The sequence below is a fragment of the Luoshenia tenuis genome, assembly GCF_014384745.1.
Classification (GTDB): domain Bacteria; phylum Bacillota; class Clostridia; order Christensenellales.
Window position 1 is genome coordinate 180550 of the sequence record NZ_JACRSO010000001.1, and the last position, 25835, is coordinate 206384.

27 protein-coding genes are annotated in these 25835 nt (G+C 58.3%); 1 reads left to right on the top strand and 26 read right to left on the bottom strand.

Translation table 11 applies throughout. The features are described from left to right. Window positions 1-122 precede the first annotated feature (122 nt). Window positions 123-1235 carry an acyltransferase family protein gene (locus tag H8699_RS00865; RefSeq protein ID WP_249284054.1) on the top strand — a complete coding sequence of 371 codons (1113 nt, stop codon included), beginning with the start codon at window positions 123-125 and terminating at the stop codon, window positions 1233-1235. Between the two features lie 52 nt (window positions 1236-1287). Here H8699_RS00865 and H8699_RS00870 read toward each other — a convergent pair whose 3' ends face one another. The 26 genes from H8699_RS00870 to H8699_RS00995 form a co-directional block, all read right to left on the bottom strand. Further along, window positions 1288-2634 carry a CCA tRNA nucleotidyltransferase gene (locus H8699_RS00870; RefSeq protein WP_249284055.1) on the bottom strand — a complete coding sequence of 449 codons (1347 nt, stop codon included), beginning with the start codon at window positions 2632-2634 and terminating at the stop codon, window positions 1288-1290. Window positions 2635-2648: 14 nt separating this feature from the next. After that, on the bottom strand, window positions 2649-3134 hold the full coding sequence (locus H8699_RS00875) for an HD domain-containing protein (protein ID WP_249284056.1): 486 nt from the start codon (window positions 3132-3134) through the stop codon (window positions 2649-2651). A 132-nt stretch (window positions 3135-3266) separates the two neighbouring features. Next, window positions 3267-5252, bottom strand: a complete 1986-nt coding sequence (locus H8699_RS00880) for an FtsX-like permease family protein (protein WP_249284057.1) — start codon at window positions 5250-5252, stop codon at window positions 3267-3269. Next, window positions 5245-6012, bottom strand: a complete 768-nt coding sequence (locus tag H8699_RS00885) for an ABC transporter ATP-binding protein (RefSeq protein WP_138295467.1) — start codon at window positions 6010-6012, stop codon at window positions 5245-5247. Before H8699_RS00885 ends, H8699_RS00880 begins: the two co-directional genes overlap by 8 nt. A gap of 128 nt (window positions 6013-6140) precedes the next feature. Beyond that, complete coding sequence (locus H8699_RS00890; protein ID WP_249284058.1) at window positions 6141-7151, bottom strand: sensor histidine kinase; 1011 nt, start codon at window positions 7149-7151, stop codon at window positions 6141-6143. Then, entirely contained in the window at window positions 7144-7824 is a 681-nt protein-coding gene (locus H8699_RS00895; RefSeq protein WP_249284059.1) for a response regulator transcription factor, read from the bottom strand. Before H8699_RS00895 ends, H8699_RS00890 begins: the two co-directional genes overlap by 8 nt. Next, window positions 7821-8330: a GNAT family N-acetyltransferase gene (locus tag H8699_RS00900; protein WP_249284710.1), complete on the bottom strand. Its 510-nt coding sequence runs from the start codon at window positions 8328-8330 to the stop codon at window positions 7821-7823. The genes H8699_RS00895 and H8699_RS00900 overlap by 4 nt, the downstream gene beginning before the upstream one ends. Before the next feature lie 164 nt (window positions 8331-8494). Next, window positions 8495-9364 carry a DegV family protein gene (locus H8699_RS00905; RefSeq protein ID WP_249284060.1) on the bottom strand — a complete coding sequence of 290 codons (870 nt, stop codon included), beginning with the start codon at window positions 9362-9364 and terminating at the stop codon, window positions 8495-8497. 122 nt (window positions 9365-9486) lie between these two features. After that, complete coding sequence (locus tag H8699_RS00910) at window positions 9487-11055, bottom strand: putative ABC exporter domain-containing protein (RefSeq protein WP_249284061.1); 1569 nt, start codon at window positions 11053-11055, stop codon at window positions 9487-9489. Further along, window positions 11052-11762, bottom strand: coding sequence for an ABC transporter ATP-binding protein (locus H8699_RS00915; RefSeq protein WP_249284062.1), 711 nt, complete (start codon window positions 11760-11762; stop codon window positions 11052-11054). The genes H8699_RS00910 and H8699_RS00915 overlap by 4 nt, the downstream gene beginning before the upstream one ends. A 23-nt stretch (window positions 11763-11785) precedes the next feature. Beyond that, complete coding sequence (gene sfsA / locus H8699_RS00920) at window positions 11786-12466, bottom strand: DNA/RNA nuclease SfsA (protein WP_249284063.1); 681 nt, start codon at window positions 12464-12466, stop codon at window positions 11786-11788. A 132-nt stretch (window positions 12467-12598) separates the two neighbouring features. Beyond that, the gene (locus H8699_RS00925) at window positions 12599-13432 is read right to left on the bottom strand and encodes a DegV family protein (RefSeq protein ID WP_249284064.1); all 834 of its coding nucleotides are present in this window, start codon (window positions 13430-13432) and stop codon (window positions 12599-12601) included. Next, the gene (locus tag H8699_RS00930) at window positions 13429-14229 is read right to left on the bottom strand and encodes an acetyl-CoA carboxylase carboxyltransferase subunit alpha (RefSeq protein ID WP_407943991.1); all 801 of its coding nucleotides are present in this window, start codon (window positions 14227-14229) and stop codon (window positions 13429-13431) included. Before H8699_RS00930 ends, H8699_RS00925 begins: the two co-directional genes overlap by 4 nt. Continuing rightward, complete coding sequence (gene accD / locus H8699_RS00935) at window positions 14208-15083, bottom strand: acetyl-CoA carboxylase, carboxyltransferase subunit beta (RefSeq protein ID WP_249284066.1); 876 nt, start codon at window positions 15081-15083, stop codon at window positions 14208-14210. Before accD ends, H8699_RS00930 begins: the two co-directional genes overlap by 22 nt. A gap of 31 nt (window positions 15084-15114) precedes the next feature. Further along, window positions 15115-16449, bottom strand: a complete 1335-nt coding sequence (gene accC / locus H8699_RS00940) for an acetyl-CoA carboxylase biotin carboxylase subunit (RefSeq protein ID WP_249284067.1) — start codon at window positions 16447-16449, stop codon at window positions 15115-15117. Window positions 16450-16457: 8 nt separating this feature from the next. Next, window positions 16458-16877: a 3-hydroxyacyl-ACP dehydratase FabZ gene (fabZ, locus tag H8699_RS00945; protein WP_249284068.1), complete on the bottom strand. Its 420-nt coding sequence runs from the start codon at window positions 16875-16877 to the stop codon at window positions 16458-16460. A 15-nt stretch (window positions 16878-16892) separates the two neighbouring features. After that, window positions 16893-17354, bottom strand: coding sequence for an acetyl-CoA carboxylase biotin carboxyl carrier protein (accB, locus tag H8699_RS00950; RefSeq protein WP_249284069.1), 462 nt, complete (start codon window positions 17352-17354; stop codon window positions 16893-16895). Further along, window positions 17354-18604, bottom strand: coding sequence for a beta-ketoacyl-ACP synthase II (gene fabF, locus H8699_RS00955; protein ID WP_249284070.1), 1251 nt, complete (start codon window positions 18602-18604; stop codon window positions 17354-17356). The genes accB and fabF overlap by 1 nt, the downstream gene beginning before the upstream one ends. An 11-nt stretch (window positions 18605-18615) precedes the next feature. Further along, window positions 18616-19356: a 3-oxoacyl-[acyl-carrier-protein] reductase gene (gene fabG, locus H8699_RS00960; RefSeq protein ID WP_249284071.1), complete on the bottom strand. Its 741-nt coding sequence runs from the start codon at window positions 19354-19356 to the stop codon at window positions 18616-18618. Next, window positions 19350-20279, bottom strand: coding sequence for an ACP S-malonyltransferase (gene fabD, locus H8699_RS00965; protein ID WP_249284072.1), 930 nt, complete (start codon window positions 20277-20279; stop codon window positions 19350-19352). The genes fabG and fabD overlap by 7 nt, the downstream gene beginning before the upstream one ends. Further along, on the bottom strand, window positions 20267-21214 hold the full coding sequence (locus H8699_RS00970; RefSeq protein ID WP_249284073.1) for a nitronate monooxygenase: 948 nt from the start codon (window positions 21212-21214) through the stop codon (window positions 20267-20269). Before H8699_RS00970 ends, fabD begins: the two co-directional genes overlap by 13 nt. Before the next feature lie 3 nt (window positions 21215-21217). Next, on the bottom strand, window positions 21218-21436 hold the full coding sequence (locus tag H8699_RS00975; protein WP_249284074.1) for an acyl carrier protein: 219 nt from the start codon (window positions 21434-21436) through the stop codon (window positions 21218-21220). A gap of 41 nt (window positions 21437-21477) precedes the next feature. Beyond that, complete coding sequence (locus H8699_RS00980) at window positions 21478-22434, bottom strand: beta-ketoacyl-ACP synthase III (RefSeq protein WP_249284075.1); 957 nt, start codon at window positions 22432-22434, stop codon at window positions 21478-21480. A gap of 13 nt (window positions 22435-22447) precedes the next feature. Beyond that, window positions 22448-22936 carry a MarR family winged helix-turn-helix transcriptional regulator gene (locus H8699_RS00985; protein ID WP_249284076.1) on the bottom strand — a complete coding sequence of 163 codons (489 nt, stop codon included), beginning with the start codon at window positions 22934-22936 and terminating at the stop codon, window positions 22448-22450. A gap of 170 nt (window positions 22937-23106) precedes the next feature. Continuing rightward, window positions 23107-23880: a sugar phosphate isomerase/epimerase family protein gene (locus H8699_RS00990; protein WP_249284077.1), complete on the bottom strand. Its 774-nt coding sequence runs from the start codon at window positions 23878-23880 to the stop codon at window positions 23107-23109. 25 nt (window positions 23881-23905) lie between these two features. Further along, on the bottom strand, window positions 23906-25816 hold the full coding sequence (locus tag H8699_RS00995; protein ID WP_249284078.1) for an elongation factor G: 1911 nt from the start codon (window positions 25814-25816) through the stop codon (window positions 23906-23908). Between the last annotated feature and the right edge of the window lie 19 nt (window positions 25817-25835).

The following is a 25835-nucleotide window of genomic DNA, read 5'->3' on the forward strand; positions in this document are numbered from 1 at the left end:
TGCTGGTTATTCTTATTTTCACGGGTTTCATATATTATTCAATTGCTATGTTTGTTCGGTTATGCTATCATAGCAGTGCAAATCCGCTATTTATCGATTATTAAGACGAAATGAGGTATTATATGGGCACTTCCGGCAGTTCCCGAAATTTCGAATGTATCCGCTTTTTGCGGGTATTCGCCACCCTGTTGATCGTTTACGATCACTTTATCGCCTTTCGATTTCCGCAATGGTTGCCAGTTCACGCCGTGCAGCACTTTTTCAATCGCCCTTTGTTTCTCATACAGGATTTCGGCGCGCTAGGCGTCAGCCTATTTTTTATCATCAGCGGCTTTTTATTTGCAGCGCAAGTTTACCGCACCTCTATTTCAGGCATATTGGTAAAAAAGATCGTGCGGACGATTCTTTTGCTGGCACTAGCGACCGCCGTTTTTTACCTTTTGCATTTGATCGTTGGACTGCTTACGGGAGCTCCTACCTATTGGAGCCAATTTAACGCCATGCAATGGGTGACGAACGCTTTCTTTATCAACTATTTTTTAGGGCTACCCGATGTTATCAACGGAGCAACCTGGTTTCTGTATCCGCTTATGCTGTTTTGGATTTTAGCGATCCCACTGCTGAAACTTATGCAAAAGAAACCTTTCCTTTCGATGGTTGTGTATGAGGCTTTTCTCGTAGTATTTTTCGCCGTTTCCAAAATTCTGAACCTGCAGACAATTCCCGAATTGGGCTATCTGTACAGCTTTATTCCCTGGCTCATGTTCCCGTTAGTAGGGATGACGATTGCTTTTACTTATCAAAAAACCATCAGCATCCCTAAGGGGCTGGGGCTTTTGGTCGTGCTTTATCTGCTTATCGTCCAGTATTTTTTCAGTTTCAACCTTCCCATGTATGCCGAGCAGCCCTATATCATCAGTCTGCTTTTTGCCGCTGCCATTTTTGTGATATGCTTGCTTTGCGAAAGTAAATTCAGAGTTAATCGTTTTGTGCGTGCTTTTGATCGTATCAGCTTTGCCACTTATCTACTGCACATGCCGGCGGGCAGTTTGATCATTCTAACCCTGTATGGCATCTTGGGACATGTCAGTCTAGCGCTGCTGCTCGGCATTCCCGTTACGTTTATTGTGATCTACCTTTTCCATCGGTATGTTGAAATACCTGTTTCAAACCTGTTAAAAAAGGTCGCTAAGGTGCCTGTGCCAACATTGCCGGCTTCCGATGAGGGCAAATAAGCGTCTTCCAATAACGACAGCATTTTAAAATTCCTTTTAAAAAAGGCGGCCGTCATTCGGTCGCCTTTTTCACGGTTTCCAGCAGCGCTTCATATTCATTTTCCAGCCGGCCGTCCAGCACATCCTCCAGCAGCGCCTTAAGGGTTTTGCCCACGTCGGGGCCGGGCTGCATGCCCAGCTCCAACAGGTCTTTCCCGCTCACCGCCAGATCCTTTAGGGTAAAGCAGGCCCCCTGTGCCAGCACCTCATCCAGGCAGCGCTCCACCTGGCAAAGAGTCAATAGCCTTTCTTCTGTAACGGCGGGGGCCTGCGCCTTGATATCCGCCCGTTTTACGGCCAGCAGCTGCCGCACCCCCACCTCACCTAGCCGGTTCAGCGCCCGGCGCATGGGTTTATCCCGCGGCGGAAGCTCGCGGCAATGCTGCTCTACCAAGCGCTCTACCTGCATAGCCGTAGCCCTATCATAGCGCAGGCGCGCGAATATCCCCCGCGCCAGCTGCGCCCCAGCGGCAGGGTGCCCGTAAAAATGCCCCACGCCGGATGCGTCCCGTGTAAAACACAGCGGCTTGCCTACATCGTGCAGCAGCATCGTCAGCCGTAAGGTTATATCCTGCGGCGCGGCCGCTACGCTTTTGACGGTATGCGTCCAAACATCATAAGCATGGTAACGGTTGTGCTGGTTAAAGCCCTGCGCCATCGCCAGTTCGGGTATCAGCGTAAAGATCACATCCGGAAAGGCCAGCAGCACTTTTTCCACAGCCGCGCCGCACAACAGGGCGTCCAGCTCCGCGCGCAGTCGCTCCGGCGCTACGCAAGAGAGCAGGCGGCGGCAGGCGTGTATCGCCCGGGCGGTCTCCGCCTCGATGGTAAACCCGTAGACCGCGGCAAAGCGCAGCGCCCGCATCATGCGCAGCGCATCTTCCTCAAAGCGCCAGGCCGGTTGGCCCACGCAGCGAATCGTTCCGCACCGGAGATCCGCCACCCCGCCGAAATAATCCTTTAAGCCCTCTTGCGGGTGGTACGCCATGGCGTTCATGGTAAAATCTCGCCGCGCCAGATCTTCTCGCAGGGCGGATACAAACGCCACCGCATCCGGATGGCGATGGTCGCTATAGCCCGCCTCTTTGCGGAAGGTGGTGATCTCATAACCTTCCCCTTCTGCAAATACCGTCACCGTACCATGTTTGAGGCCCGTGGGCAGGACCCTGTACGCCTGGAACGCCGCCATCACCTGTTCGGGCAGCGCGTCGGTGCAGATATCCCAGTCCTTAGGCGTGCGCCCGAGCAAGCTATCGCGCACACAGCCTCCCACCGCGTAGGCCGCATGGCCCGCCGCGTTCAACACGCCGATCAGCTGCGCGGCCGCCTGGGGCAGCGCCACCGCATATACACCGTCCATCAATTTGCTCCCCATCATCCGCCAAACAGGTCGCGCAGCAGCGCTTTGCCCGCCTGCGTTTTAAAAAGGCTGCGCATCTTATCGTTTAACGGCATGCCGCCCTCCTCGATATTGACCAAAAAGTCAGCCTCCAGCAAAATCTGGTAATCCATCCCCTGCACATCGTGATAGGTATGGTGATGTCCCACCAGATAGCTTATCCGCTCGATCCAATCCAGGGGCGCGCCGCGCTTTTGCAGCATTTCACGCGCGATAGGCGGCCCCTCGATCTCTTGGTATTTCCCCGCGCCGCTGCCGTACTTTTCCTCGCTGACCTTAATACCCACATCGTGCAGGATCGCCGCAAGCTCCAATATCTCCTGCTGCTGGCAATCCAGGCCCTCCTGCAGGGCGATGGTGCGCGCATAGGCATACACCTTTAAAAAGTGATTGACCCTGCCGTGATCCGCCCCTTCATAGGCTACCATATCGCATACCAGCTGCCCCTGTAAATGCGCCATCTGCTCTCCCCTCCATTTTCATCTGATAGGCTTAGTATACCATAAAAAGAGGCCCTTCCATCGCTTAAAGGGCGGCGTATGCCGTGCCTTTTTGCCGTGGAAGAGCCTCTTGAGAGAGGACTTAAGTAACGTTTACCATTTGACCGTGCGGTAATAGACCTTTGCCGTAAGCTGATAGACCAGCACGTAGACCAGCGAGAACGCCACGCAGGCAATCCCCATGCAGCCCAGCGTCAAACCTACATCGTAGAGCGAGAACATCTCCAGCATCTTGATGATCATATTCGCCGCCATGCCGGTGTGCAGAAGCGCACCCACCAGCGGCAGGAAGAAGACCAGCAGGATCTGTTTGTTGATCGACCGCTTTACCGCCCTGTCATCCATGCCGACCTTTTGGAGAATCTCAAAGCGCGCCTTATCCTCAAAGCCCTCGGATATCTGCTTGAAGTAGATGATCAGCACCGTGGCCATCAGGAACAGGATCGTAAAAAACGCGCCGATAAACAGCAGCCCGCCGGATACGCCGTAGATGTCCAAACGGTTGGTGTTGATGTCGTTTACGTGGTAGATCACATCGCCATCCAACTTGCGCAGGCCATCTACCGCTGCGGCAAAGGCGTTCATTTGATCCTGCTCGCCCGTGTAATTGACGACCATAGTACAATTCTCCCAGGAGGGCGAATCATCGTTATCCTCTTTATACCCGCTGATCTCCTGGGCTGTTTCCCAATCGCGCACCACCAGATACAGGGCGTTTTTCTCCTCGCTGTTTTTGCCGTCCACCAGAGGCGAATCGCATACCGCCTGAGCGATCTGCAGCGTATGGCCGTTAATCGTCAGGCTCTGCACGCCGCCAAGCGGCGCATTGGTGATCACGACCGTTTCCTGCGCCTCAAGCTCCAGCTGGTCGCCCGTCAGCTCGTTATACTGCCCGGCGGTGAGAAAGGCCACATCCATCCGGCTGGGGTCGGTATAATCAATGGTTCCCGGCTGGGTCAGTTGATCCCCTTCCAGCCGGCGCGTCATATTCAGGGTATGCGTGGCATACATGCTCTCGATGGTCACGCCGTTTTGCGCGGCCGTTTCCCGAATCTGCTCTTTGAGCGTATCGATGCGCTGGGCATAGACCTCCTCATTCATGGACAGGGTCAGGTCGTTAGGATAGAGCACCTTTAGCATCTGCTCCTGCCCAGCGTAAAGGGATACGCTGGTGGTGATGGTGACCAGCACCATGGTCGAAAGGATGCAGATAGAGGCCAGCCCGGCGGCATTTTGCCGCATGCGGTGCATCATTCCGGAGATGGCTACAAAGTTGTTGGGCTTATAGTAAAGCCGCTTATTGCGCCGCAGGATGCGCAGCAGCAGGTAGCTGCCCGCGGTAAAGAGCATGTACGTGGCCAGGATCACGGCGATCACCGCGAACATAAAGCCGATAAACGCATCCGAGGCGTTGCGCACCGAAAGGGCCGTGTAGTACGCCCAACCAAGCAGCGCCGCCCCGATGATTGCCAGCGGGATCGCCGTGCGGAAACGCTTTTCGCCCTGCTGTTCGCCGGTCAAAAGGTCGATAGGGTTGGCCAGGCGCACCTTGAACAGGTTATAGAGCGATGTAAAGACAAAGATGACCAAAAACAGCGCCCCGGTCTTGATAAAGGCCTCGGCCGGAACGATGAACTCGCTGTCCGGCGAGACGTTCAGCAGCCCCATCAGCATCATAAAGATCAGCTTGCCGAAGATCAGCCCCGCCACCGTGCCGATGACGATCGCCCCGCCATTGAGCATCAGGCTCTCCCAGAGCATCATCCTGCCCACGTGGCGCTTTTCAAGGCCCAGGATAGCGTAAAGCCCAAATTCTTTTTTGCGCCGCTTGATCAAAAAGCTGTTCAGGTAGACCATAAAGATCACGCAAAAGACGACCAGCACGGTCTCCCCGATCATAAACATGGTCTGCAAGGTAGGCCCGCCTGGCACGTTGCGCAGCCCTGGTGTATCCATCATGGTGACGATGATAAAGTAGATGGCCACCGTGATCACCGTGGCGATCAAATACGGCATATAGGACGAGCGGTTGCGCTTTAAGTTGCTCCAGGCCATCTTCGCGAAAAAGCCTTTAGCCAATGTCCACACCCCCATCCGAGAGTACCGACAGGTTGGCCACGATCTTGTCAAAAAACTCCCGGTTGCTCTCCTCGCCGCGGTACAGCTGGCTGAACACCTCGCCATCCTTGATAAACAGCACCCGGGAAGCGTGGCTGGCCGCCATGGACGAGTGGGTGACCATCAGGATCGTCTGCCCCCCATCGTGCAGCTGCTCAAAAATGTCCAGCAGCCGCTGGGAGGATTTGGAGTCCAGCGCGCCGGTAGGTTCGTCCGCCAACACCAGTTTGGGCTGGGTGATCACCGCGCGGGCCACGGCGGCGCGCTGCTTTTCGCCGCCCGATACCTCATAGGGGTACTTGGGCAGCAGCTGGCTTAAGCCCAGGCTCTTGGCAATGGGCTCGAGTCGCTTTTCCATCTCTTTATAGGGCACATTGCTCAGCACCAGCGGCAAAAGGATATTATCCTTGATGGAAAAGGTATCCAGCAGGTTAAAATCCTGAAAGACAAAACCCAAATTCTTGCGGCGGAAGGCGGAAAGCTCCCGGTCCTTGATCTGGCGCAGGTTCTTCCCCTCCAGCAGCACGTCTCCGCTGGTAGGCTTATCCAGCGAGGCGATGATGTTGAGCAGCGTGGTCTTGCCCGAGCCGGACGCGCCCATGATGGCCACGTACTCCCCCCGCTCGATGGCAAAGCTGACGGAGGAAAGCGCCGTGTACTGCTGGGCACCAAAGCGCGTATTATATACTTTTTTAAGGTTTTTGACTTCTAAAAGCTCCATGTGCATTCCTCTTTTCTCTCCTTGGTACACCCATTATACAAAACGGCGGAAATGCGCTGCCATTTCTCTAGCTTACATTTCCGCCGTCAACCTTACAATCCTGTCACTTAGCCCCAAAGGGGTGTCATTTACTCATAATCAGCCTTATCGTGCAGGGGAAAGCGCACCACCGCCAGCGTCCCCTCCCCCACGGCCGAATCCAGATAGACCTCGTGGGCCATCTCCCGGGCCACTTTGCGCGCCAGATACAGCCCGATGCCGCTGGCCTTTTTATCCACCCGCCCGTTGTAGCCGGTATAGCCCTTTTCAAATACGCGCTGCAGGTCCTCGCGCTTGATGCCGATGCCGGTATCCCGGATGTGCAGCTCGGCCGGGCGGCCATTCATCTTCTTTTTGCAGCTGATCGATACGCCCCCGGCATAGGTATACTTGATGGCGTTAGAGAGCAGCTGCTCGATGATAAAGGAGAGCCATTTGCTATCGGTCAACACCACCGTATCGAAGTCCTCGATCTCGATAGTAAGTTTTTTATAGATAAACAGCGGCGCGTACTTTTTCACGCTGGCGCGCACGATCTCCTGCAAAGAATACTCCCGCACCACAAGGTCGGTGGAGAGGTCCTCCATCTTAATGTATTGCAGCGCCATCTCCACATATTGCTCGATTTTAAAAAGCTCCTGGCGCAGCAGCCCCCGCGCCTTATCGTCAAAGGGCAGGTCGCTTTGCTCCAACAGTTGCAGCGCCGCGATAGGCGTTTTGATCTGATGTACCCAAAGGGTGTAGATCTCCTCCTGCTCGGCATGGTGTTCATCCACGGCCTGGAGGCTGTCCCGCAGCTTATCGTACAATCCCTGGATCACCATGAAATCGTCCGCCTCGCAAAGGTTGCGGGGCTGCGGAAACTCGTACGGTTGCACAGAAAGCTGGCGCGCGATCTGTTCGAGTTGCCGGTGACGCCCGCGAAAGCGCAAAAAATCTCCTATCCAAAAAATGACCATGAAAAAGGTGATGATCTGCATCACGCTCAGCACCGGGGAAAGCGTGACCCGGCAGATCGCCTGCACCCCCGGGAAGAGAATCATCACCGCCAGATAGAGCAGGATCAGCGCCCGCCTGTAGATCAGGTATTGCTTAATCATCGATCCGGTACCCCAATCCCTTTTTGGTTTCGATGCAGTCGGCCAGGCCCGCAGCCTCCAGCTTTTTGCGCAGGCGGTTGACGTTCACCGTCAGGGTGTTGTCATCTACAAAGCTATCGCTGTCCCACAGTTTTTGCATCAGCTCCTCCCGGGCGACCACGCCGCCCTTATGCTCCAGCAGCGTTTGGAGAATCTTAAATTCGTTTCGGGTCAGTTCGATCTTTTCGCCCCCATAATACACCGCCGCCTCCCCCAGGTTCAGCACCGCGCCGCAAAAGGCGATATGCGAGCTCTCGGGCTGATAATCGTAAGCCCGGCGCAGGACGGCCTGCACCTTAGCCACCACGATTTCCAGTTCAAAGGGTTTGGTGATAAAATCATCCCCGCCCATATTCATCGCCAGCACGATATCCATATTTTCCGTACGCGAGGAGATAAAAACGATGGGCACCTTGGAGACCTTGCGGATCTCCCCGCACCAGTAATAACCGTTATAAAAGGGCAGGGAGATATCCAGCAGTACCAGGTGGGGATTTTCCCGGGCCACGGTAGCCAGCACGTGCTCAAAATCCGTGGTGTACTGCGCATCAAATCCCCATTTTGAGAGGCCCTCGCAAAGCAGCGCGGCGATGGTCAGCTCGTCCTCCACCACCAGGATCCGATAGTCGTTCATCCCTTTGCTCCTTCCCGCATGCGCGCGTAAATCAGGCCGTCATACAGCCTTTCACCCTTGCAAAGGCTGTTTTTCAGCACAGCCTCCAGATAAAATCCGCTCTTTTCAAGCACCCGGGCCGATGCCTTGTTGGGGGCAAACACCTCGGCATAGATTCGTACCACGTCTAAACGCGCAAACGCCTCCTGGCAGATCCGCTCCACCGCCCGGGGCATCACGCCCCGGCCCCAAAACGGCTCGCCCAGCCAGTAGCCGATCTCCGCGCTTTTGCGGTGGATATCGCTCTGCCCCAGTACCGAGATGCTGCCGGCCAAAAGCCCGTCTACCTCAATGGCGTAGTTCAGCTGCCCCGCGTCCCGGTGCGCCAGGCAAAGGGCGATATAGTGGTTCGCATCCTCCAGGCGGTAAGGCGAGGGGAAAAAGTCCCGCAGGTACCGCCCGACTTTGGGGTTATCCGCCAAGCGCATCAGCTGCGGCGCATCCTCCAACATCCAATCTCTCAGCATCACCTGCAACGCCGCCGGCCTCCATTCCACTTTGGCCGCGGGCTTCCCTTTTCAAACGCCGTTTGGCCAGTCCGTATTTTACAACCTATTGCCTTATTATAACACAAGCCGCACGCAAAACCCTTACAGGTCGCATGCGGCTTATCATCCATTTTTGTCGAAAATCAGCGTGCCCGCTTCTGGCCGGAAAATACGATGCCCACCGCATCCGGGCCGGTATTGGTGCTGACGGCGCTGCCCAGTTTGAAAAAGCCCTTGGGCGGATAGCCCATCACGTTGGTGCAGATTTCGCGGGTCTCCTGTTCGTCCAGCATATCGGTGATACCCACCATATAGCTTGTGCCCGGCTCGATCCGCTTTTTGACGATCTCCATGGTGGCGGGCAGCACCTTGCCAATGCCCCGTACCTTGGAAACCACCTTGCTTTCCCCGTCGATCAGGGTGATGATCGGCCGCACGCCCAGTACCTCGCCCGCGATGGCCGCCGCCGCCGAGACCCGCCCGGACTGTTTGATGAATTTAAGCGAATAAGCCGCCAGCACGACCTCGCGCCTTGCAAAAGCATCCTCCAGAAATTCAAGAATCGTTTCGGCCGCTTCGCCGTCTATCACCATCTGTCCCGCCTGGCAGAGCACCTCGCCATAGGCCATTGAATACGTATAGCTATCCACGATATGGATGCGCATCTTGCTCTGGGGCCGTTCCTCGGCAAATTGGGTGCGCGCCACCTGCGCCGCATCATTCGTGGCGGAGCCTTTAGAGCAGATGGTGACCAGGATCAGGTCCTCTGTCCCCTGGTCGTCATACGCCATAAATTTTTCCAGAAAGCGGAAAGGGGTAATGTGCGCCGTGGCCGGCAACCCCTGGGCCTCGCGCAGCATGGCGTAATATTCATCCGCCGTAAAATCTTCCCTTTCAACGTAGCTTTTTCCATCCACCGTGATCGAAAAGCTCATGATATCTAAATGATAACGCTCTTGCAGCTGCGGGGAAACATCGCAGGCCGAATCGGTTACCAACGCAATTGTACCCAAAGCTAAAAACCATTCCTTTCATCACACCGCCCATATGCCCTGGTGCGTGCGTCATTATTCGACATTGAAATATAAGTATAATAGATGGCGCGCCAGGCTGTCAAATCTTACGCGGGCATAGGCTAGCGGTTGTTCAGCTCCGCATAGGTCAGCATATTGCGGCAAAGGAAAATGACCAGCAGCCCCACCAGCGTGTTGACGGCAGCCATCCCCAGTAAAATGGGCAGGTCCCCCAGGGCCCCCGCTACAGCCATATTCAAAAGCAGGCCGGCGATAATCCCCGGAGCGGACAGCACAAGCAAAGATAGAAAATAGGCCATCAAGATCAGCGGCTTTAGAGTCAGCCCGCTTAAGCAGCGCTCCACCAGAATATTCCCCGCGGTAAACAGCAGCCCAAAGGACAGCCGCGCCAGGATGCAAAACAAAACTTCTATCGGGCCCGTCCCCAAGATCAGCCCCACCGGGATAAAGATTACCACTGCTTCTGCTACCATGCGCGGCACGCTTTCCTTGATACAGTAAAGCAGCTTTTTAAAGGGCGGTTCGGGCACCAGGTAGATAAACGGGCGCGTCAGCTCTTTGACCCAGCGCCCCAGCGAGACCGAGAACATCTGCATATAGGTCCCAAAGGCGAATACAGCTAATATTCCGGCTTCCCGCATAAATACCGCCATGGCTACCGTGACCAGTATAAAGGTCAGCGAGGCGGAATCCACTATAAATTTTCTGGCCCTGCGGTTTTCGATCTTGTGCTTTTCGTAAAAAACGCTGGCCCCCATCCCCCGGCTGATTCCGCTTTTGCCCACGTGCACCGCGCCGGGCGCGGCTTCGCCGATGCGGCCTTCCTTGCTGGCCTGTGCGGCGCTGAAGGCGAGTTCTGTGGCCTGAAGCACATCCTCATAGAAATCCGCGCGCGCTTTTTCGATATATAAGATAATGCCGCCTACCAGCAGCACCGTAGCGCCAGCGCCCACAAGCAGAGGCATAAGCTGCCCTGTCAGTGCGCCCCGTACGGCAGCGGCCAGCCAGCCCGCCACCGGAAAAGCGGAGAGCACCGGCCCGTTGAGCGCCGACACGCCCGCGCCAAGCAGGTCTGCCCTGCCGGCATACAGCCTGATGAATAGATACAGGGCAAAAGCCCCTATGACGCCGTAAAACACAGCTTTGACCTGCCGCTTGCGCCTGGGGTTGCCGGCCGTGAGGGTGTAAAGCGCCATGCTGACCAGCTGCGCGCAAAATACCGTAAATGCATACCCCAGCAAAATTACTACCAGCGCGCCCACCGGGATACCATAACTGTTATACAGCCACCCGTATTGGAAAAGCAGGAAGAAGCCCAGCAGCAGCGCGGTGCCCAGCTGTTGGATCAGTCCATAAAGCAGCGCCCGCTTGGGCTTGATGGGCGACACAAAGACCAGGTTCACATCCGCCATGGAAAACAGGCTGGCCCCTTTATTAAATCCGTTGCGCGCGTTCATAACGAAGATCACGGCGTAAAGCGCCGCAGCCATGGCGTATACTTCGCTCACATCCCGGTATTCTTCCGCCGCCTCGCCAGTTGCGGCCCCCGTCATCATAAAAATTAGCAGGGCCAGCATCGCCCCCACGCCGATCAACCGGCCGGGGCTGTGCAGCAAAAGTTTGAACTGGTTTTTGATCCGCGTTCCCAGCAGGTAAAAAAGCGCCTTCATCGCCCTTCCTCCCGCCCCTCGGTGATCTCAAAAAACAGCTGTTCCAGCGTCTTTTCATTCATTTCTGAGGGCCAGTTGGCCATGGTTGCGGCAAAGCGGCCCTGCATCATAATATGCGCCACGTCCCAGCTATCTTCCACGCTGTCGATCATATGCGTGCTGATCAACACCGATGCGCCGCCTTGCCGCAGCTCCTGAAAAATCGCCTTTAACTCCTTGATGGCGTGAGGGTCCAGCCCCACCAGCGGCTCGTCAAAGATCACCACCCGCGGGCTGTGGGCCAGCGCGCAAGCGATGGAGAGCTTCTGCTGCATCCCCTTGGAAAGCTGCTTGCCCAGCTTATCTTTTTTATCCCACAGTTCCAGGCGCTCAAGCAGCGCCTGCGCATAGTCCAAGTTATCCATCTTCCGGTAAGCCCGCAGGATAAACTGCATATGCTCTTGCACCGTTAAAAGATCGTACACCGCCGGCATCTCCGGGATATAGCCGATCTGCGCCTTAGCTTCAACCGATTTATTATCGTAACCGTTCAGCGTGATCTTGCCCTGAAAGCGCAGCAAGCCCACGATACATTTGATTATGGTAGATTTCCCCGCGCCGTTGGGCCCCATCAGCACTGCGATCTGCCCATCCTCCACCGAAAAGCTGATATCGTCGTTCGCCAGCGTTTTGCCGTACCGCTTAGTAACCCCTTCAACCTTTAACATATCCCGCTCCTAACGTTTTACTTTTAAAGCCGTATCTCCACCTCGCGCCCGATGGCCATGCTCTCGGGCGTGACGATGCATTCTCTCGCTTGCAGGTGTACCCCGCCTTCCCGCGCCTTTCGCATCGCCTCGCCAAAGGCCGGGTGCGTTTCCCAGTTGGGGCTTAAATACCGCGCGCCCCTTAACTGGATGATAAAAAACAGATATGCGCCATACCCCTGGGCCGCCGCGGCCACCAATTCATGGAGATGCCGCACGCCCCGCTCGGTAGGCGCATCCGGGAAAAGAGCTACGCCCTCGCGCAGCAGCGTGACCCCCTTTACCTCGACAAAGCTGCCCACTCCGCCCTGTTCGATATAAAAATCGAACCGCGAGGCGCCAAAGCGGCGCTCCGGGTATAGGGTCGGTTTATAACCAAACAGCCCGCTTTGCGCCGCCCACTCTCCAAACGCGGCATTGGGCGCAGCGCTGTCGATATTGACCACCTGTCCGTCCTTTTCCACGGCGATCAGGTCGTACCCTGTCTTGCGCTTGTGGTTGCCGCTGCGCTGCAGCCAGACCCGCGCCCCCGGCGTAAGCAGTTCGGCGCACCGGCCGGTATTTTTCACATGTACATCCATCCGTTCGCCCGCCAAATCTACTTGGGCGATAAAGCGATTGGGGCGGCTAATAAACTCGCCTTGTGCCATATTTGTATAGATCATGCTCTTATCTTACCACACCCCGGCAGGGCAAACTTCTAAAGATTATGTAAAAAATAGGAGGGCGCTGTGTAAAGCGCCCCCCTATTCACTATGCCGCGGCACCAAGATCATGCCGCACGCCCCTTTTTTTGTTTAAATCGTAGGCTTTTCGTCTTCGCGCCAGATCACACCGATCGCGTCCAGCCCCAGGTGGATGCCCAGCACCGGGCCCACCCTGCGCAGCTCAACGGTGCGCTTCAAACGCTGTTCCAGCCGCTGGGCCATATTTTGTGCGCCTTCTTTGTCCTTTATATATTCTACCAATACCTCATGGGCGCCCTCGGGGACCGTGTTCACCAGGGTACGCAGCTGCTCGTTACGGCCGCGTACCATTCCGCAGGCCACTACGCTGCCCTTGCGGCAGGTGAGGATGGGGCGGATGTTGAGGATCGTACCCACCGATTGACGCACCGGCCCCAACCGTCCACTGCGGCGCAGCGGCGTCATATCTCCAACGGAGAAGCGAATATTGACCGCATCCCGCATGGCTTCGATCTTTCGGGCCGTTTCTTCGAGGGAAAGGCCCGCGTCGATCAGACGCCGCGCTGCGCGTACCATCAGCAGCAATCCTCCCGCCGTAGTACGGGTGTCCACCACTCGTATGCCCTCTTTCCCCAGCTCTTTGGCGCAGAACGTCGCATTGCTGAACGTACCGCTCAACCGAGAGGAGATGGCCAGGCATAGCACCTCGTATCCCTTGCGCCGCAGGTGGGTAAAGGTGGCTAGGTACTCGCCAATGGCGGCCTGCGAGGTGCGCAGATCCTGCGTGGCGGCGATCTCATCAATATAGCTCACATCCGCGTTTAAATAGGTTTCCGTATGGAGGTTGCCCGCCACGGTGTAAGTCATCGGCACAACCATGGCCCCCAGTTCCCTGGCCTCCTGATGCGTCATGCCCGCCGTGGAATCGGTTACGATTACGATCATTCGCTTACACCCCCAAATTTACGGAACCGGTCATACCGGCGATCTAACAGCTTTTCTACCGGCCACCCTAAAGTTTCTTGAAAGCTGGCGTCCAGCGCCTGGCGCAGTTCTTCATATAGCGGGGTAAAATCCCCTTCCGGCTCGCGGAACACCCGCTCTACCACGCCAAAGGCTTTCAGTTCGTCCGCCGTGATCTTCAGGTTATCGCAGGCCTTTTCGACCTTGGAGGCGTCCTTCCAGATGATGCTGGCCGCACCCTCGGGCGAGATCACCGAATATACCGCGTTTTCCAGCATCCAAACCTGATCCGCCACGGCCAGGGCCAATGCGCCTCCGCTGCCGCCCTCGCCGATCAAAATTGAGATCACCGGCACTTTAAGCGCCATCATCTCCATCAGGTTCAGCGCGATAGCCCGCCCCTGGCCGCGCTCCTCCGCACCCAGGCCGCAATATGCCCCTGCCGTGTCCACCAGGCAGACCACCGGCCGGCCGAATTTTTCCGCCTGCTTCATCAGCCGCAGGGCCTTTCTATATCCTTCCGGCTGGGCCGCCCCAAAGTTGCGGCGCACCTTTTCCTTGGTATCGATCCCCTTTTCCAGGCCGATCACCGTCACCGGCCGGCCGCAAAGAGACGCGATGCCGCCGATCACCGCCGCATCGTCCGCAAAGACCCGGTCCCCATGCAGCTCGATAAAATCGGTAAAAATGTGGGCAATATATTGCTGGGCCGTGGGCCGCCCTTTGGCCCGCGCGGCGGAAAGCCGTTCATACGCCGTCATGCGCCCACCTCCTTGCAGTGGAGCCGCAGCAGGGCGGCGATCAGCTTTTTCTCCTCTCGCCGGTCTACGATCTTATCCACAAATCCCTTTTCCAGCAAAAACTCCGCCCGCTGGAAGCCCTCCGGCAGCTTTTGGCGCATGGTCTGTTCGATCACGCGCGGCCCTGCAAAGCCGATCAGCGCCTTGGGCTCGGAGAGGATGATATCCCCCTCCATGGCAAAGCTGGCGGTCACCCCGCCGGTGGTCGGGTCCGTCAGCACCGTCAGGTAAAAATTGCCCGCCGCGCTATGGCGCTCCACCGCGCCGCTGGTCTTTGCCATCTGCATCAGAGAGAAAATGCCCTCCTGCATCCTGGCGCCGCCAGATACGGTAAAGCCCACCACCGGCAAGCGCTCCCGGGTGGCAAACTCAAAAAGGCGGGTGATCTTTTCGCCCACCACCGTGCCCATGCTGCCCATCATAAACTGCGGATCCATCGCAAAGATGGCGCAGGGTATACCTTCGATGTGGCAGACCCCCGTCAGCGCCGCGTCCTTTTCTCCGCTGGCCTTCTGGGCCTTGTGCAGCTTTTTTTCATATTGCTCAAAACCGATGATATTGTCCGGGGCCATCTCCCCATCGTGCTCGCAAAAGCTGCCCTCGTCCGCGATCAGAGCGATGCGCGAACGCGCGCCCAGGCGGAAGTGATAGCCGCACTTGGGGCAAACGCCCATCTCCTCTTCCAAATCGTGGATAAAGAGCATCGCCTTGCAGCCCGGGCAGGCCGTGCAGACCTCCTCTGGCAGCGTGGGCTTATCTTTAACCTGCACGCTATCGCCGCTCTGGCCCTCTAATTGAATCTTGGGTTTGATAAACATGCTCTTTTTCAGCATTATCTCCGCACCATTTTAGGCTAAAACGGCGCTACCCCCTTTCCGCAAGAAAATCCGTGGTATAGCTGCCGTCGCCAAACCTTTCATCCGAGATCAGGTCCAGCTGCAACTCACGGTTGTTTTCGATCCCTTCCACCACCACTTCGCAAAGAGCCGCCTGCATTTTGCGGATGGCCTCCTCCCGCGTGGGGGCGTGGACGATGAGTTTACCCACCATGGAATCGTAAAACGGCGGGATCGTGTACCCCTGATACAGCGCCGTATCAAAGCGCACCCAGGGCCCGCCCGGGATGTGCAGCATGGTGATCTGCCCGCAGCTGGGCCTGAAATCGTGGTACGGGTCCTCCGCGTTGATGCGGCACTCGATGGCGTGGCCGTTCAAGGTCACATCCTTCTGGGTAAAATCCAGCTCCAGCCCGGCCGCTACGCGGATCTGCCACTTGACCAGGTCGATCCCCGTCACCATCTCGGTGACCGGATGCTCCACCTGTAAGCGGGTATTCATCTCCATGAAATAAAAGTGCCCGTCCTGCGAAAGCAGAAATTCGATGGTGCCAAGCCCCCGGTAGCCGATGGCCTTAGCCGCCTTGGCGCTGGCCGCCATCATTTCCTCCCGCATTTTTGGGCTAACGGCCACAGACGGGCTCTCCTCCAGCAGTTTCTGGTTTTTGCGCTGCATAGAGCACTCCCGCTCGCCCAGGCAGACTACCTGCCCGTGCGCATCGCAAAGCAGCTGCACCTCGATATGTTTGACGGGGAAAAGGAACTTTTCCATATAGACGGCTCCGTCCCCAAAGGCGCTTTGCGCCTCGGCGGTGGCCGCTAAAAAGGCGCGCTCTATCTCCGCCTCGCTGTCTACCCGGCGGATGCCCCGTCCGCCGCCGCCCGAGCGTGCCTTGACCAGCAGCGGATAGCCGATCTGCGCCCCTAGACGCAGCGCCTCATCCACCGATTCTACGATGTCGCTGCCCGGCACCACCGGCACGCCTGCCTGCTTCATGGTGCGGCGCGCCTCGTCCTTATCGCCCATCTTCTCGATCATTTCGCCCGTGGGGCCGATAAAGGTAATATTGCACTGCTGGCACAACGTGGCAAAGCGCGCGTTTTCGCTGAGCAGCCCATAGCCCGGATGGATCGCCTCCGCCCCGGAGACCACCGCCGCGGAAAGGATCGCCTCCATATTCAGGTAGCTTTGCCCTACCTGGGCCGGGCCGATGCAGTAACTCTCGTCAGCCAGGCTCACGTGCAGCGCATCCCGGTCCGCTTCGGAAAACACCGCCACGGTAGTGATCCCCATCTCCTTACAGGCGCGGATGATGCGCACCGCGATCTCGCCGCGGTTGGCAATCAAGATTTTAGAAAACATGGGCGCCTTTATCTCCCTTCTACCAATGCAAAGGAAAGTTCCCCCTGGGCGCATAGCGCGCCGCGCACGCTGGCTGTACATTTGGTAAAGTAAAACGGCCCCTTTGCGCGCAAAACTTCGGCCGTAACCTCAATATCGTCCCCCGGGCGCACCTGCGCTTTAAAGCGCACCTTGTCGATGCCGGTGTAAAAAGGGGTTTTGCCCTTTAGCTGCTCGCCCAACAAAATCGCGCAGGCCTGCGCCATGATCTCACACTGGATCACGCCCGGCACCACCGGGTTGCCCGGAAAATGCCCCTGGAGGAAAAACTCATCTCCCCGCACGTGATAAAGGGCATGCGCCACGCCGTCCTCATCCAGCCACGCCCGGTCGATGAGCAGCATTGGCTCCCGGTGCGGCAAAATCTCTTTGATCTGCTCTCTGTCCATCGCCCTTGCGCCTCCTTAAAAAATCTTAAACAGCGTCTGGCCGTACTCCACCACGTCGCCATCGGATACGCAGATATCCACGATCTCCCCGTCCTGCTCAGCGGTGATCTCGTTCATCAACTTCATCGCCTCGATGATGCACAGCACATCGCCTTTTTTAACCCGCTTGCCCACCTCTACGAACGGGGCCTGATCCGGGCCGGGCGCGGCGTAAAACACGCCCACCATGGGGGATTTAAACTCGCTTAACGCGTTAAAATCCACTCCGCCATCTGGTACAGGTGCCGCGGGTGCGGACGCTGCCGGCTGGGGTTCCGCCGCGGGCACGGCCTGCATCACAGGGGCTGGCGCCGGTTGCGCCGGCGTAAACTTGGCCGATTCCAGCCGCAGCGTAGCGTCCCCCTCTTTAAGCTCCAGGGCGCTTAAGCCCGCGTCGTTAAGCAGCTGCGCCAATTCCTTGATTTTTGCGATATCCATTATTTCACCTCTGCATCAGCCGGCCGTATCGCGATACAGCCGTTATGCCCGCCAAAGCCCAGCGAGACGGATAGGGCCAGCGTGGCCTGCGCTTTACGGGCGCTGCCCGGCACGTAATCCAGATCGCAGGCCGGGTCTGGCTCTTCAAGGTTAATGGTGGGCGGGATCACGCCCCTGTGCAGCGCCAGGGTAGAGGCCGCAGCTTCCACCGCACCGGCCGCGCCCAGCATATGCCCCGTCATGGACTTGGTGGAGCTGATCATCGCCCGGCGCGCCATATCCTCGCCCAACGCCTTTTTAATGGCCAGGGTCTCGGAAGAATCGTTCATAGGCGTGCCGGTGCCGTGGGCGTTGATATACACCGTATCCTCATCCCGAATACCCGCTTCACTGGCCGCCATGGCGATGGCGCGGGAAGCGCACAGTCCCTCGGGATGCGGCGCGGTCACATGGTAAGCGTCGCAGGTGTTGGCGTATCCGCAGATCTCGCCATAGATCTTCGCGCCGCGCGCGCGTGCGCGCTCCATCTCCTCCAGGATCAGGATGCCAGCGCCCTCCCCCATCGCAAAGCCCTTGCGGCGCTTGTCAAAGGGCAGGCTGGCCTTTTGAGGATCCTCCTCCACGGCCAGGGCCATGCAGTTGGTAAAGCCCGCCACAGCCAGGGGATTGATGGTGGCCTCCGAGCCGCCGGCGATGATCGCATCCGCATAGCCGCCAGCGATAGCCCGGTAGGCCTCGCCTACCGCGTGGGTAGAGGTAGCGCAGGCCGTGACCACCGGCAGGCAGGGGCCCTGCGCGCCGTACTGAATGGCGATATTGCCCGCGGCGATATTGCCGATCATCATGGGGATGAAAAAGGGCGATACCCGGGAGGGGCCCCTTTGCATCAGCTTCTGGGTCTCGTTTACAAAGGTACCCATACCGCCGATGCCGCTGCCCACATATACGCCAAAACGCTCCGGCGCCAAGCCGGATTCCGCGATCCCGCTGTCCTCTACGGCCTGTTTGGCCGCAGCCAGCGCATACTGGGTATAAAGATCCAGCTTCCTGGCCGTGGGCACATCCATTCCAAAGGCCGCAGGGTCAAAGTCCTTGACCTCGGCGGCGATCTTCACCTTCAGATCGTCCGTCGGGAATTTGGTGATGGCCCCGATGCCGCAGACGCCCGCGGTCAGGTTTTCCCAAAAAGTATTTACATCGTTGCCGACTGGGGTAATCACCCCAAGGCCGGTAATCGCTACCCTTTTCATCTTATCCCTCCTTACATGTTCAGGCCGCCATCCACCTGCAATACCGTGCCGGTGATGTAGCCCGTCGCGTCCGAGGCCAAAAAGGCCACGGCGTTGGCGATATCCTCCGGAACCCCGCCCCGCTTCATGGGGATGGCCCCCAGCAGCGCCTCCCGTGCGGATGCGGGCATCTGGTCGGTCATATCCGTTTGCACAAAGCCCGGCGCCACCGCGTTACAGGTCACCCCGCGTGCGGCCAGCTCCCGCGCCACGCTCTTGGTCAGCCCGATCAGGCCGGCCTTGGCTGCAGCATAATTGGCCTGGCCCGCATTGCCCATCAGCCCCGATACCGAGGTGATGTTAATGATGCGCCCGGCCCGGCTGCGCACAAAGCCCGAGTACGTGTGGCGGATAAAGTTGAAGGCGCCCTTGAGGTTGACGTCGATCACTTTCTCAAAGTCCTCCTGCTTCATCTGCAGCGTCAACTTATCCCGGGTGATGCCCGCATTGTTCACCAATACGTAAACCGGCCCCAGATCCGCCGTTACCGCCTTCACCGTTTCGGCCACGGCGTCAAAGTCCGCCACGTCACAGGCGTAGGCTTTGGCCCGCACGCCCAGGGCGGCGATATCCGCTACCGTGGCTGCCGCCGCCTGCGCATTGCCCGCATAGATCACGGCGATATCCGCGCCGCTGCGCGCCAGCTCCAGCGCGATGGCGCGGCCGATTCCGCGAGAGGCGCCGGTAACCAGCGCTACTTTACCCTTTAACATCTCTCTCCTCCTGCCAGGGCCTGCCCTGCGGCCAGCAGGGTCTGCTCGTTTTCCACCTGATATACCTGTGCCTGCGGGGCGATCTTGCGGATCAGGCCGCAAAGCGTTTTGCCCGCGCCCACCTCCACAAAGGTATCAAACCCCTCAGCCATCATATTTTCTACTGTTTTTTGCCAACGCACCGGGCTTTGCACCTGCAGGGCCAGCAGTTCCTTCGCCCTGACGGCGCAGTAGGGCGCCGCATCGTAATTGGCGTAAAGCGGCAGGGCCGGCTCGGCCATTTCAAGCCCGGCCATATAGCTGGCAAGGCCCTTAGCGGCCTGCGCCATAAAGGGCGAATGGAACCCGCCGCTGACCGGTAGCTTCATCGCCCTGCCGCCCAGCGCAGTCACCTTTTCAATATAGGCGTCCAGCTGCTGCGCGCTGCCCGAAACTACGGTCTGCTGGGGGCTGTTATAGTTGACGGGGAAAACCGCATCAAACCCCTCACAGGCGTCGGTCACCTGTTCCGGGGTCAGCCGCAGGATCGCCGCCATAGCGCCGGGATTCTGCTTGGCGCAATCGTCCATCAGCTCCGCCCGGCGGCAGACCAAACGAAATGCGGCCTCAAAATCCAATACGCCGCAATACGCCACGGCCGCCACCTCGCCCAGCGAAAAACCGGCCGCCCCCTGCGGCGAGATGCCGGCCTCTTTTGCCGCTGCTGCGCAGGCGTAATCCACCGTAAACAGACAAGGCTGGGTATTGATGGTCTGCCCCAACGTCTCTTTATCGCCCTCAAAACACTGACGGATGGTGCCGGGGCGGATCGCCTCCGCCCGGTCAAATACTTCTTTAGCCGCAGGGCTGCATGCGTACAGGGACTGACCCATCCCCGTATACTGTGCGCCCTGGCCGGCAAACACAAAGGCTATTTTACCCATTTTGTCGCTCCCAACAAAATCTGCTCTGCCTGGCCGAACATTTCGCTAATGATCTCGGCGGCAGGCTGTTCTTTCTTCACCATGGCCGCAATCTGCCCGGCCATAAAGCATCCGCGCTCCTCGTCCCCCTCCCGGGCGGCCAGGCGCAGCGCGCCGGTGCCGTACTGCTCTAGCTCCTCATTGGTCACGCCCGCGTCGTACTCCATCTCAAAGAACTTGCGGCTAAAGGGATTTTTGAGCGAGCGCACCGGATGCCCCAATCGCTTGCCCGTGGCGATGGTGTCGATATCTCGGGCCTCCAGCACCTTCTTTTTATAATTCTCATGGATCGTGCACTCGAATGCCGAGAGAAAGCGCGTGCCGCACTGTACGCCCTGGGCGCCCAGCATAAAGGCCGCGGCGATCCCCCGCCCATCGGCAATGCCGCCGGCGCCCAATACAGGCACCTGCACCGCATCGCAAACCTGGGGCAGCAGCGCCATGGTGGTCAAATCGCCCACATGCCCGCCGGATTCGCCGCCCTCGGCGATCACAGCGCAGGCCCCCATGCGCTCTACCATCCGCGCAATGGCGGTTGAGGGCACCACCGGCACCACTTTGATGCCCGCGGCCACCCATCCTTTAATAAACTTGGAGGGCAGCCCCGCCCCAGTGGTAACGACCGGCACCTTTTCCTCCAGCACCACCTGGGCCTGCTCCGGGGCGCTGGGGCTCATCAGCATAATGTTCACGCCAAAGGGCTTATCCGTATGCGCCCGGCAGGTGCGTATCTCGCTGCGCAGCGCCTCGCCCGGCATATTCATAGCCGAGATGATGCCCAGGCCCCCGCCTGCGGATACCGCACCCGCCAGCGATGCATCCGATACCCAGGCCATGCCGCCCTGAAAGATCGGATACTCGATGCCGAACAATTCACAAATCGGCGTTTTGATCATCGCTTATTTCCCCGCGTCGATCAGCGCCACGATATCGTTGACGCACTTGAGGTTCTCATCCATCTCGATGGATACGCCAAAGGTATCCTCAATGGACATGATCAGCTCTACCGTATCCAGGCTGTCCAGCCCCAGCTCGGCAAACGTGCTCTCACCCTTTACCTCGGAAACGTCGATGCCCTTATAATCCGCCAGAATCTGTGCCACTTTTTCAAAAGTCATTTTCTTTTCCTCCAAATGTTTTTTAATTTATTTACGAAGGCTTAGCCCCAGCGCAGCATGCATGCCGCGTTGGTCAATCCCGCGCCAAAGGCGCTCATGGCCAGCCAATCGCCATCGTTGATCTTACCCGCCCGGTTCAGTTCATCTAAGATAATGGGGATGCTTGCCGAAGAGGTGTTCCCACAGCGCTCGATACAGTGGGGGAACTTCTCGGGCGGCTGCTTAAGCCGCGTGCGTACCGCCTCTAATATCCGCATATTGGCCTGGTGCAGTAAAAAGTAGCGCACGTCATCCGCCGTAAGCTCCGCTTTGGCCATCACATCCCGCAGGTCCGCCGTAGAGGAGGAGACCGCAAATTTATAGACCTCCTGCCCGTTCATATACAGCGGCATGGGTTCCAGCTTATTCTTTTTATAGGGGCTGTTGCCCGGCGCCAGGCGCGCCTGCAAAAACTCCGGCGCGCAGCGGGTACTCATCTTGACCGGGCCCATCTGTCCGCCCTTTTGGACGATCACGCTGCCAGCCCCATCGCCAAACAGCACGCAAGTGGCCCGGTCGGTCCAATCCACCATGCAACTGGTCTCCTCCGCGCACACGATGAGGATGGTCTCCGCCTTGCCCGCCATAAAATAGGCCTGTGCCACGTCCAGGGCGTATAAAAAACCGGCGCACGCGGCGTTTAGATCCATACACGGACAGGAGGGCGCACCTATCGCCCCCTGCACGATGCAGCTTAAACCCGGCGTCAAATAGGTATGCAGGGCGCTGGAGCACAGGATCATATCGATCTGCTCGGGCGAGATGCCCGCGTTGTCGATCGCCCTGCGCGCCGAGGCAATGGCCAGCTCCTCCAGGGTTTCATCCCCCGTTACGTGGCGCTGTAAAATGCCGGTGCGGGTACGGATCCATTCGTCGCTGGTATCCAAAAACCCGGTCAACGCCTCGTTGTCTACGATCGTTTCGGGCAGCGCGCTGCCGGTTCCGGTTATTCTTAACACTTCTCCATCTCCTTTAATCGCCTTGGCCCTTATTCGCGGCGCCATCCATCCGATCCATGTTCTTTTCCAAAAAGGCGTTCAGGTTCTGCATGGCCTTGAGCAGCGCGGGCTTTTCCTCCTCGCTGATCTCGCGGATAAAGGCGCGCACCATCTGCTCGTGAAAATAGCGGTGCACCGCGTTCATCCTGCGGCCGGCGCGGGTGGGCACCACGTGAACCCGCCGGGCATCCTGCTCGCTTTTGATCTTTTGCACGTATCCCTTGCGTTCCAGCTTTTTAATGGCCACCGTCACCGACGGCAGGGTGATCTGCAGCTCCTGTGCCAGGTCGCTGATGGTGCAGCCTTCCTCGCCGTATTTGCCCGTGATCTCCAGCATGTGCATCTCGCTGATGGAAAGGTCGATGCTCTGGGTCCCCTTGACCATCTTCTCTTCGACCTTTTGCAGGGCGCGATAGGAATCTACCAGCAGGTCGTTAAGCTGTTGTGAGTAAACGTCCAACATGCGTCGATCCCCCTTTCGCGTCCAATTAATTAGTTAGTTTATCTAATTATAGGCATATTGTCCTTCCTTGTCAACCGTGAGAAGGGCGCACATTTTGTCCAATTTTGTCATCCGGTCCAACAAAAAAGGCCGGGCATCCTTCTGCCCAGCCTTTTTCTATATCGGACCGCCTAGTCAAAACAGCGCTTCAAAACGTGCAGATCCTTTTTCAGCCGTTCCCCTTCATGCCCGTTTTCTACAAATATCCATCCTGAAAAATCCAGCGCGCGCATGGTCTCCAATATCTCCTGCGCGCGGCATTCGCCCTGGCCCAGTACCGCGGGCCGCGCTTTTTGCCAGGGCTGGGCCAGGTACAGGTCTTTGGCATGGGCCTGGCGTATTGCGCCGGCCATCTGGGTGTAAAACGCCGCGCCGTCCTCCCGGCGGATGTTCTCGATGTTCGCTCCATCATAATAGATAAAAAAGTTATCCCGGTTCACCTGTTCCAAAAGCCGCTGGTTGCCCTGGATGCCCAAGGTGTTTTCGCTGCCGATCTGCAGATCCGGCGCCTGGTCGCAGGCAAAGCGCAGGGCCTTTACGCTCTGCTCAAAATCGGCCTCGTCCTCCATCTGCGCGCTGCCAAAGGAGGGCATTTGCAGCGTATCCGCACCCAGCTGCCGGGCGATCTGCGCCGCCCTGAGGATCAGCGTCCGCGTCTCCTCCTCGACCTGGGGCCGGTTCATCTCAATCCCGTTGAGCGCCAGCGCCGGGTAGGCCATGCCCGTTTTTTCCTTCGCGGCGATAAAGGCGTCAAGCACCGCTTCTTCCCGCAGCTCCAACCCGGGCTTTCCGATCCCCATATCCATCTCAACGCCCGCAAAGCCCAATTCGCTGGCCAATGCGATGGCCTGCACCCCCTGCGCCGGTATGCACCACTGGCATACGCCAAACCTTACCTTACCCAATTGCGATCCCCCCATTTTTTGATTCTTATAATTTACAGTGCATGTGCGCCGGCGCCTCATCCCAGCGCACCCGGTAGCCCGCGCCGTGCGAGCAAAAGACCGAATCGGCCGTATTGGCTTCATCCCTGTCCCGCTCATATCCGCTGCGGGCGATCACCTCATCGGCATTGTGACAGGGCCGGTAGCCCGCCAGCTTTTGGCTGATCCGCCCCCGCCCCTTGGTAAAGGCCGCCAGCTCGGCCGCATATTCCATCATATTGGCCACCGGCGCCTCACCGGCGATCAGGGCGCTCTCTCCGTCGTCCTGCGGCGGGTCAAAGCAGCCTTGCATCCGGCTGATGTCCGCCATCACCCGCCCGGCCAGGGGCGAGGGCACCGCGATCCGAAAGGCGTACACCGGCTCTAAAAGCGTTACCTCCGCGTGAAAAAGCCCCTGTCGGATAGCCCTGTAGGTAGCCTCGCGGAAGTCCCCGCCCTCGGTATGCTTTTCGTGCGCCCGGCCCGCCAGCAGCGTTACGATGGTGTCCGTCAGCCCCGCCCCGGTAAGCGGCCCTTTGTGCTGCTTTTCCAGCACGTGCGTGCGGATCAGGTTCTGCCAGTTCTGCTCCAGCAGGTCTACCGGGCAGGCGCTTTTAAAGGTGATGCCGCTGCCCCGCGCCCCCGGCTCCAGACGCAGGTGCACCTCTGCGTAATGGCGCAGGGGTTCAAAATGCCCGCACCCCACGGTAGGGGCCGCCACCGTTTCAAGATATAATACCTCGCAGGGGCCAAAGGTTACCGTAAGCCCAAAGCGGCTTTGCAGCTGTTCGGCCAATACCTCCAGCTGGATGGGACCCATCACGTTCACCCGCATCTCCTGCAACGTTTCCTGCCAGGTCACCGCCAGCAGGGGTTCCTCATCCTCCAGGGTCTTAAGGGCGCGCAACACCTCGTGGAGACGATGGCGCTCATAGATCACCCTGGCCGCCAGAGCCGGGCGAAACGCCCTTTCTTCCAGCGCGGGCAGGCCGATCCCATCCCCCGGCCGGATCTGCGACAGGCCTTTGACGGCGCATAGCTGCCCGGCCACGGCCTCGCGGGATGGGATGCGCCGCTCTCCCTGACAGAAGAACAGCTCGTCGATCTTCTCCTCCCCCACCGCATCCTTAACCTGGAGACGGCCGCGCAGGATCTTTAAAAATACCAGTCGATTTCCCTTTTCATCGTGGCGGACCTGATAGGCCCGGGCCTGCAGCGGCCCCTCCGCGTCAAAACGGGTGTGGGTCAGCCCCTCCAGTCCCTGCAAAAACGCGGCTACGCCGCTACCGCCCAGTGCGCTGCCCGCGTAGCAGGGGCAAACCCGGCCCGCGGCGATCAGCACGCCCGCGCGCGCCTGCCATAGCGCCTCGTCAAAACCGCCGTCCAGATAGCGCTCCAGCAGCTCGTCGTCCAGCTGCGCCAGCTCCTCGATCAGCGTCCGGGTATAGCCGCCGGTAAAGTCCAGCGCGCCAGGCGCGCACCGCTCTTGAATCTGTTTCAGCGTGCGCCCGGCATCCGCCCCCTCGCGATCCACTTTATTCAGAAAAAAGAAGGTGGGGATCCCGCGCTCCGTCAGCATCTGGCAAATGGTCTCCGTATGGGCCTGTACCCCTTCCACACAGCTGACCACGACCACCGCCACATCTAAAACGCAGAGCGCGCGCTCCATCTCCGCTGCAAAATCCACGTGTCCCGGGGTATCCACCAGGGCATATTGCGTACCCCCCAGGGTAAAGGAGGCCTGCGCGCCAAATATGGTGATGCCGCGCCGGCGCTCGGTCGGGCGGTAATCCAGCAATGTATCCTGGTGGTCCACCCGCCCTGGTGCGCGTATCGCCCTGGCGTGGTAGAGGATCTGCTCAGACAGCGTGGTCTTTCCCGCGTCCACATGCGCCAGGATGCCAATGGTCTTGTACAAAAAATCCCCGCCTTTGCTA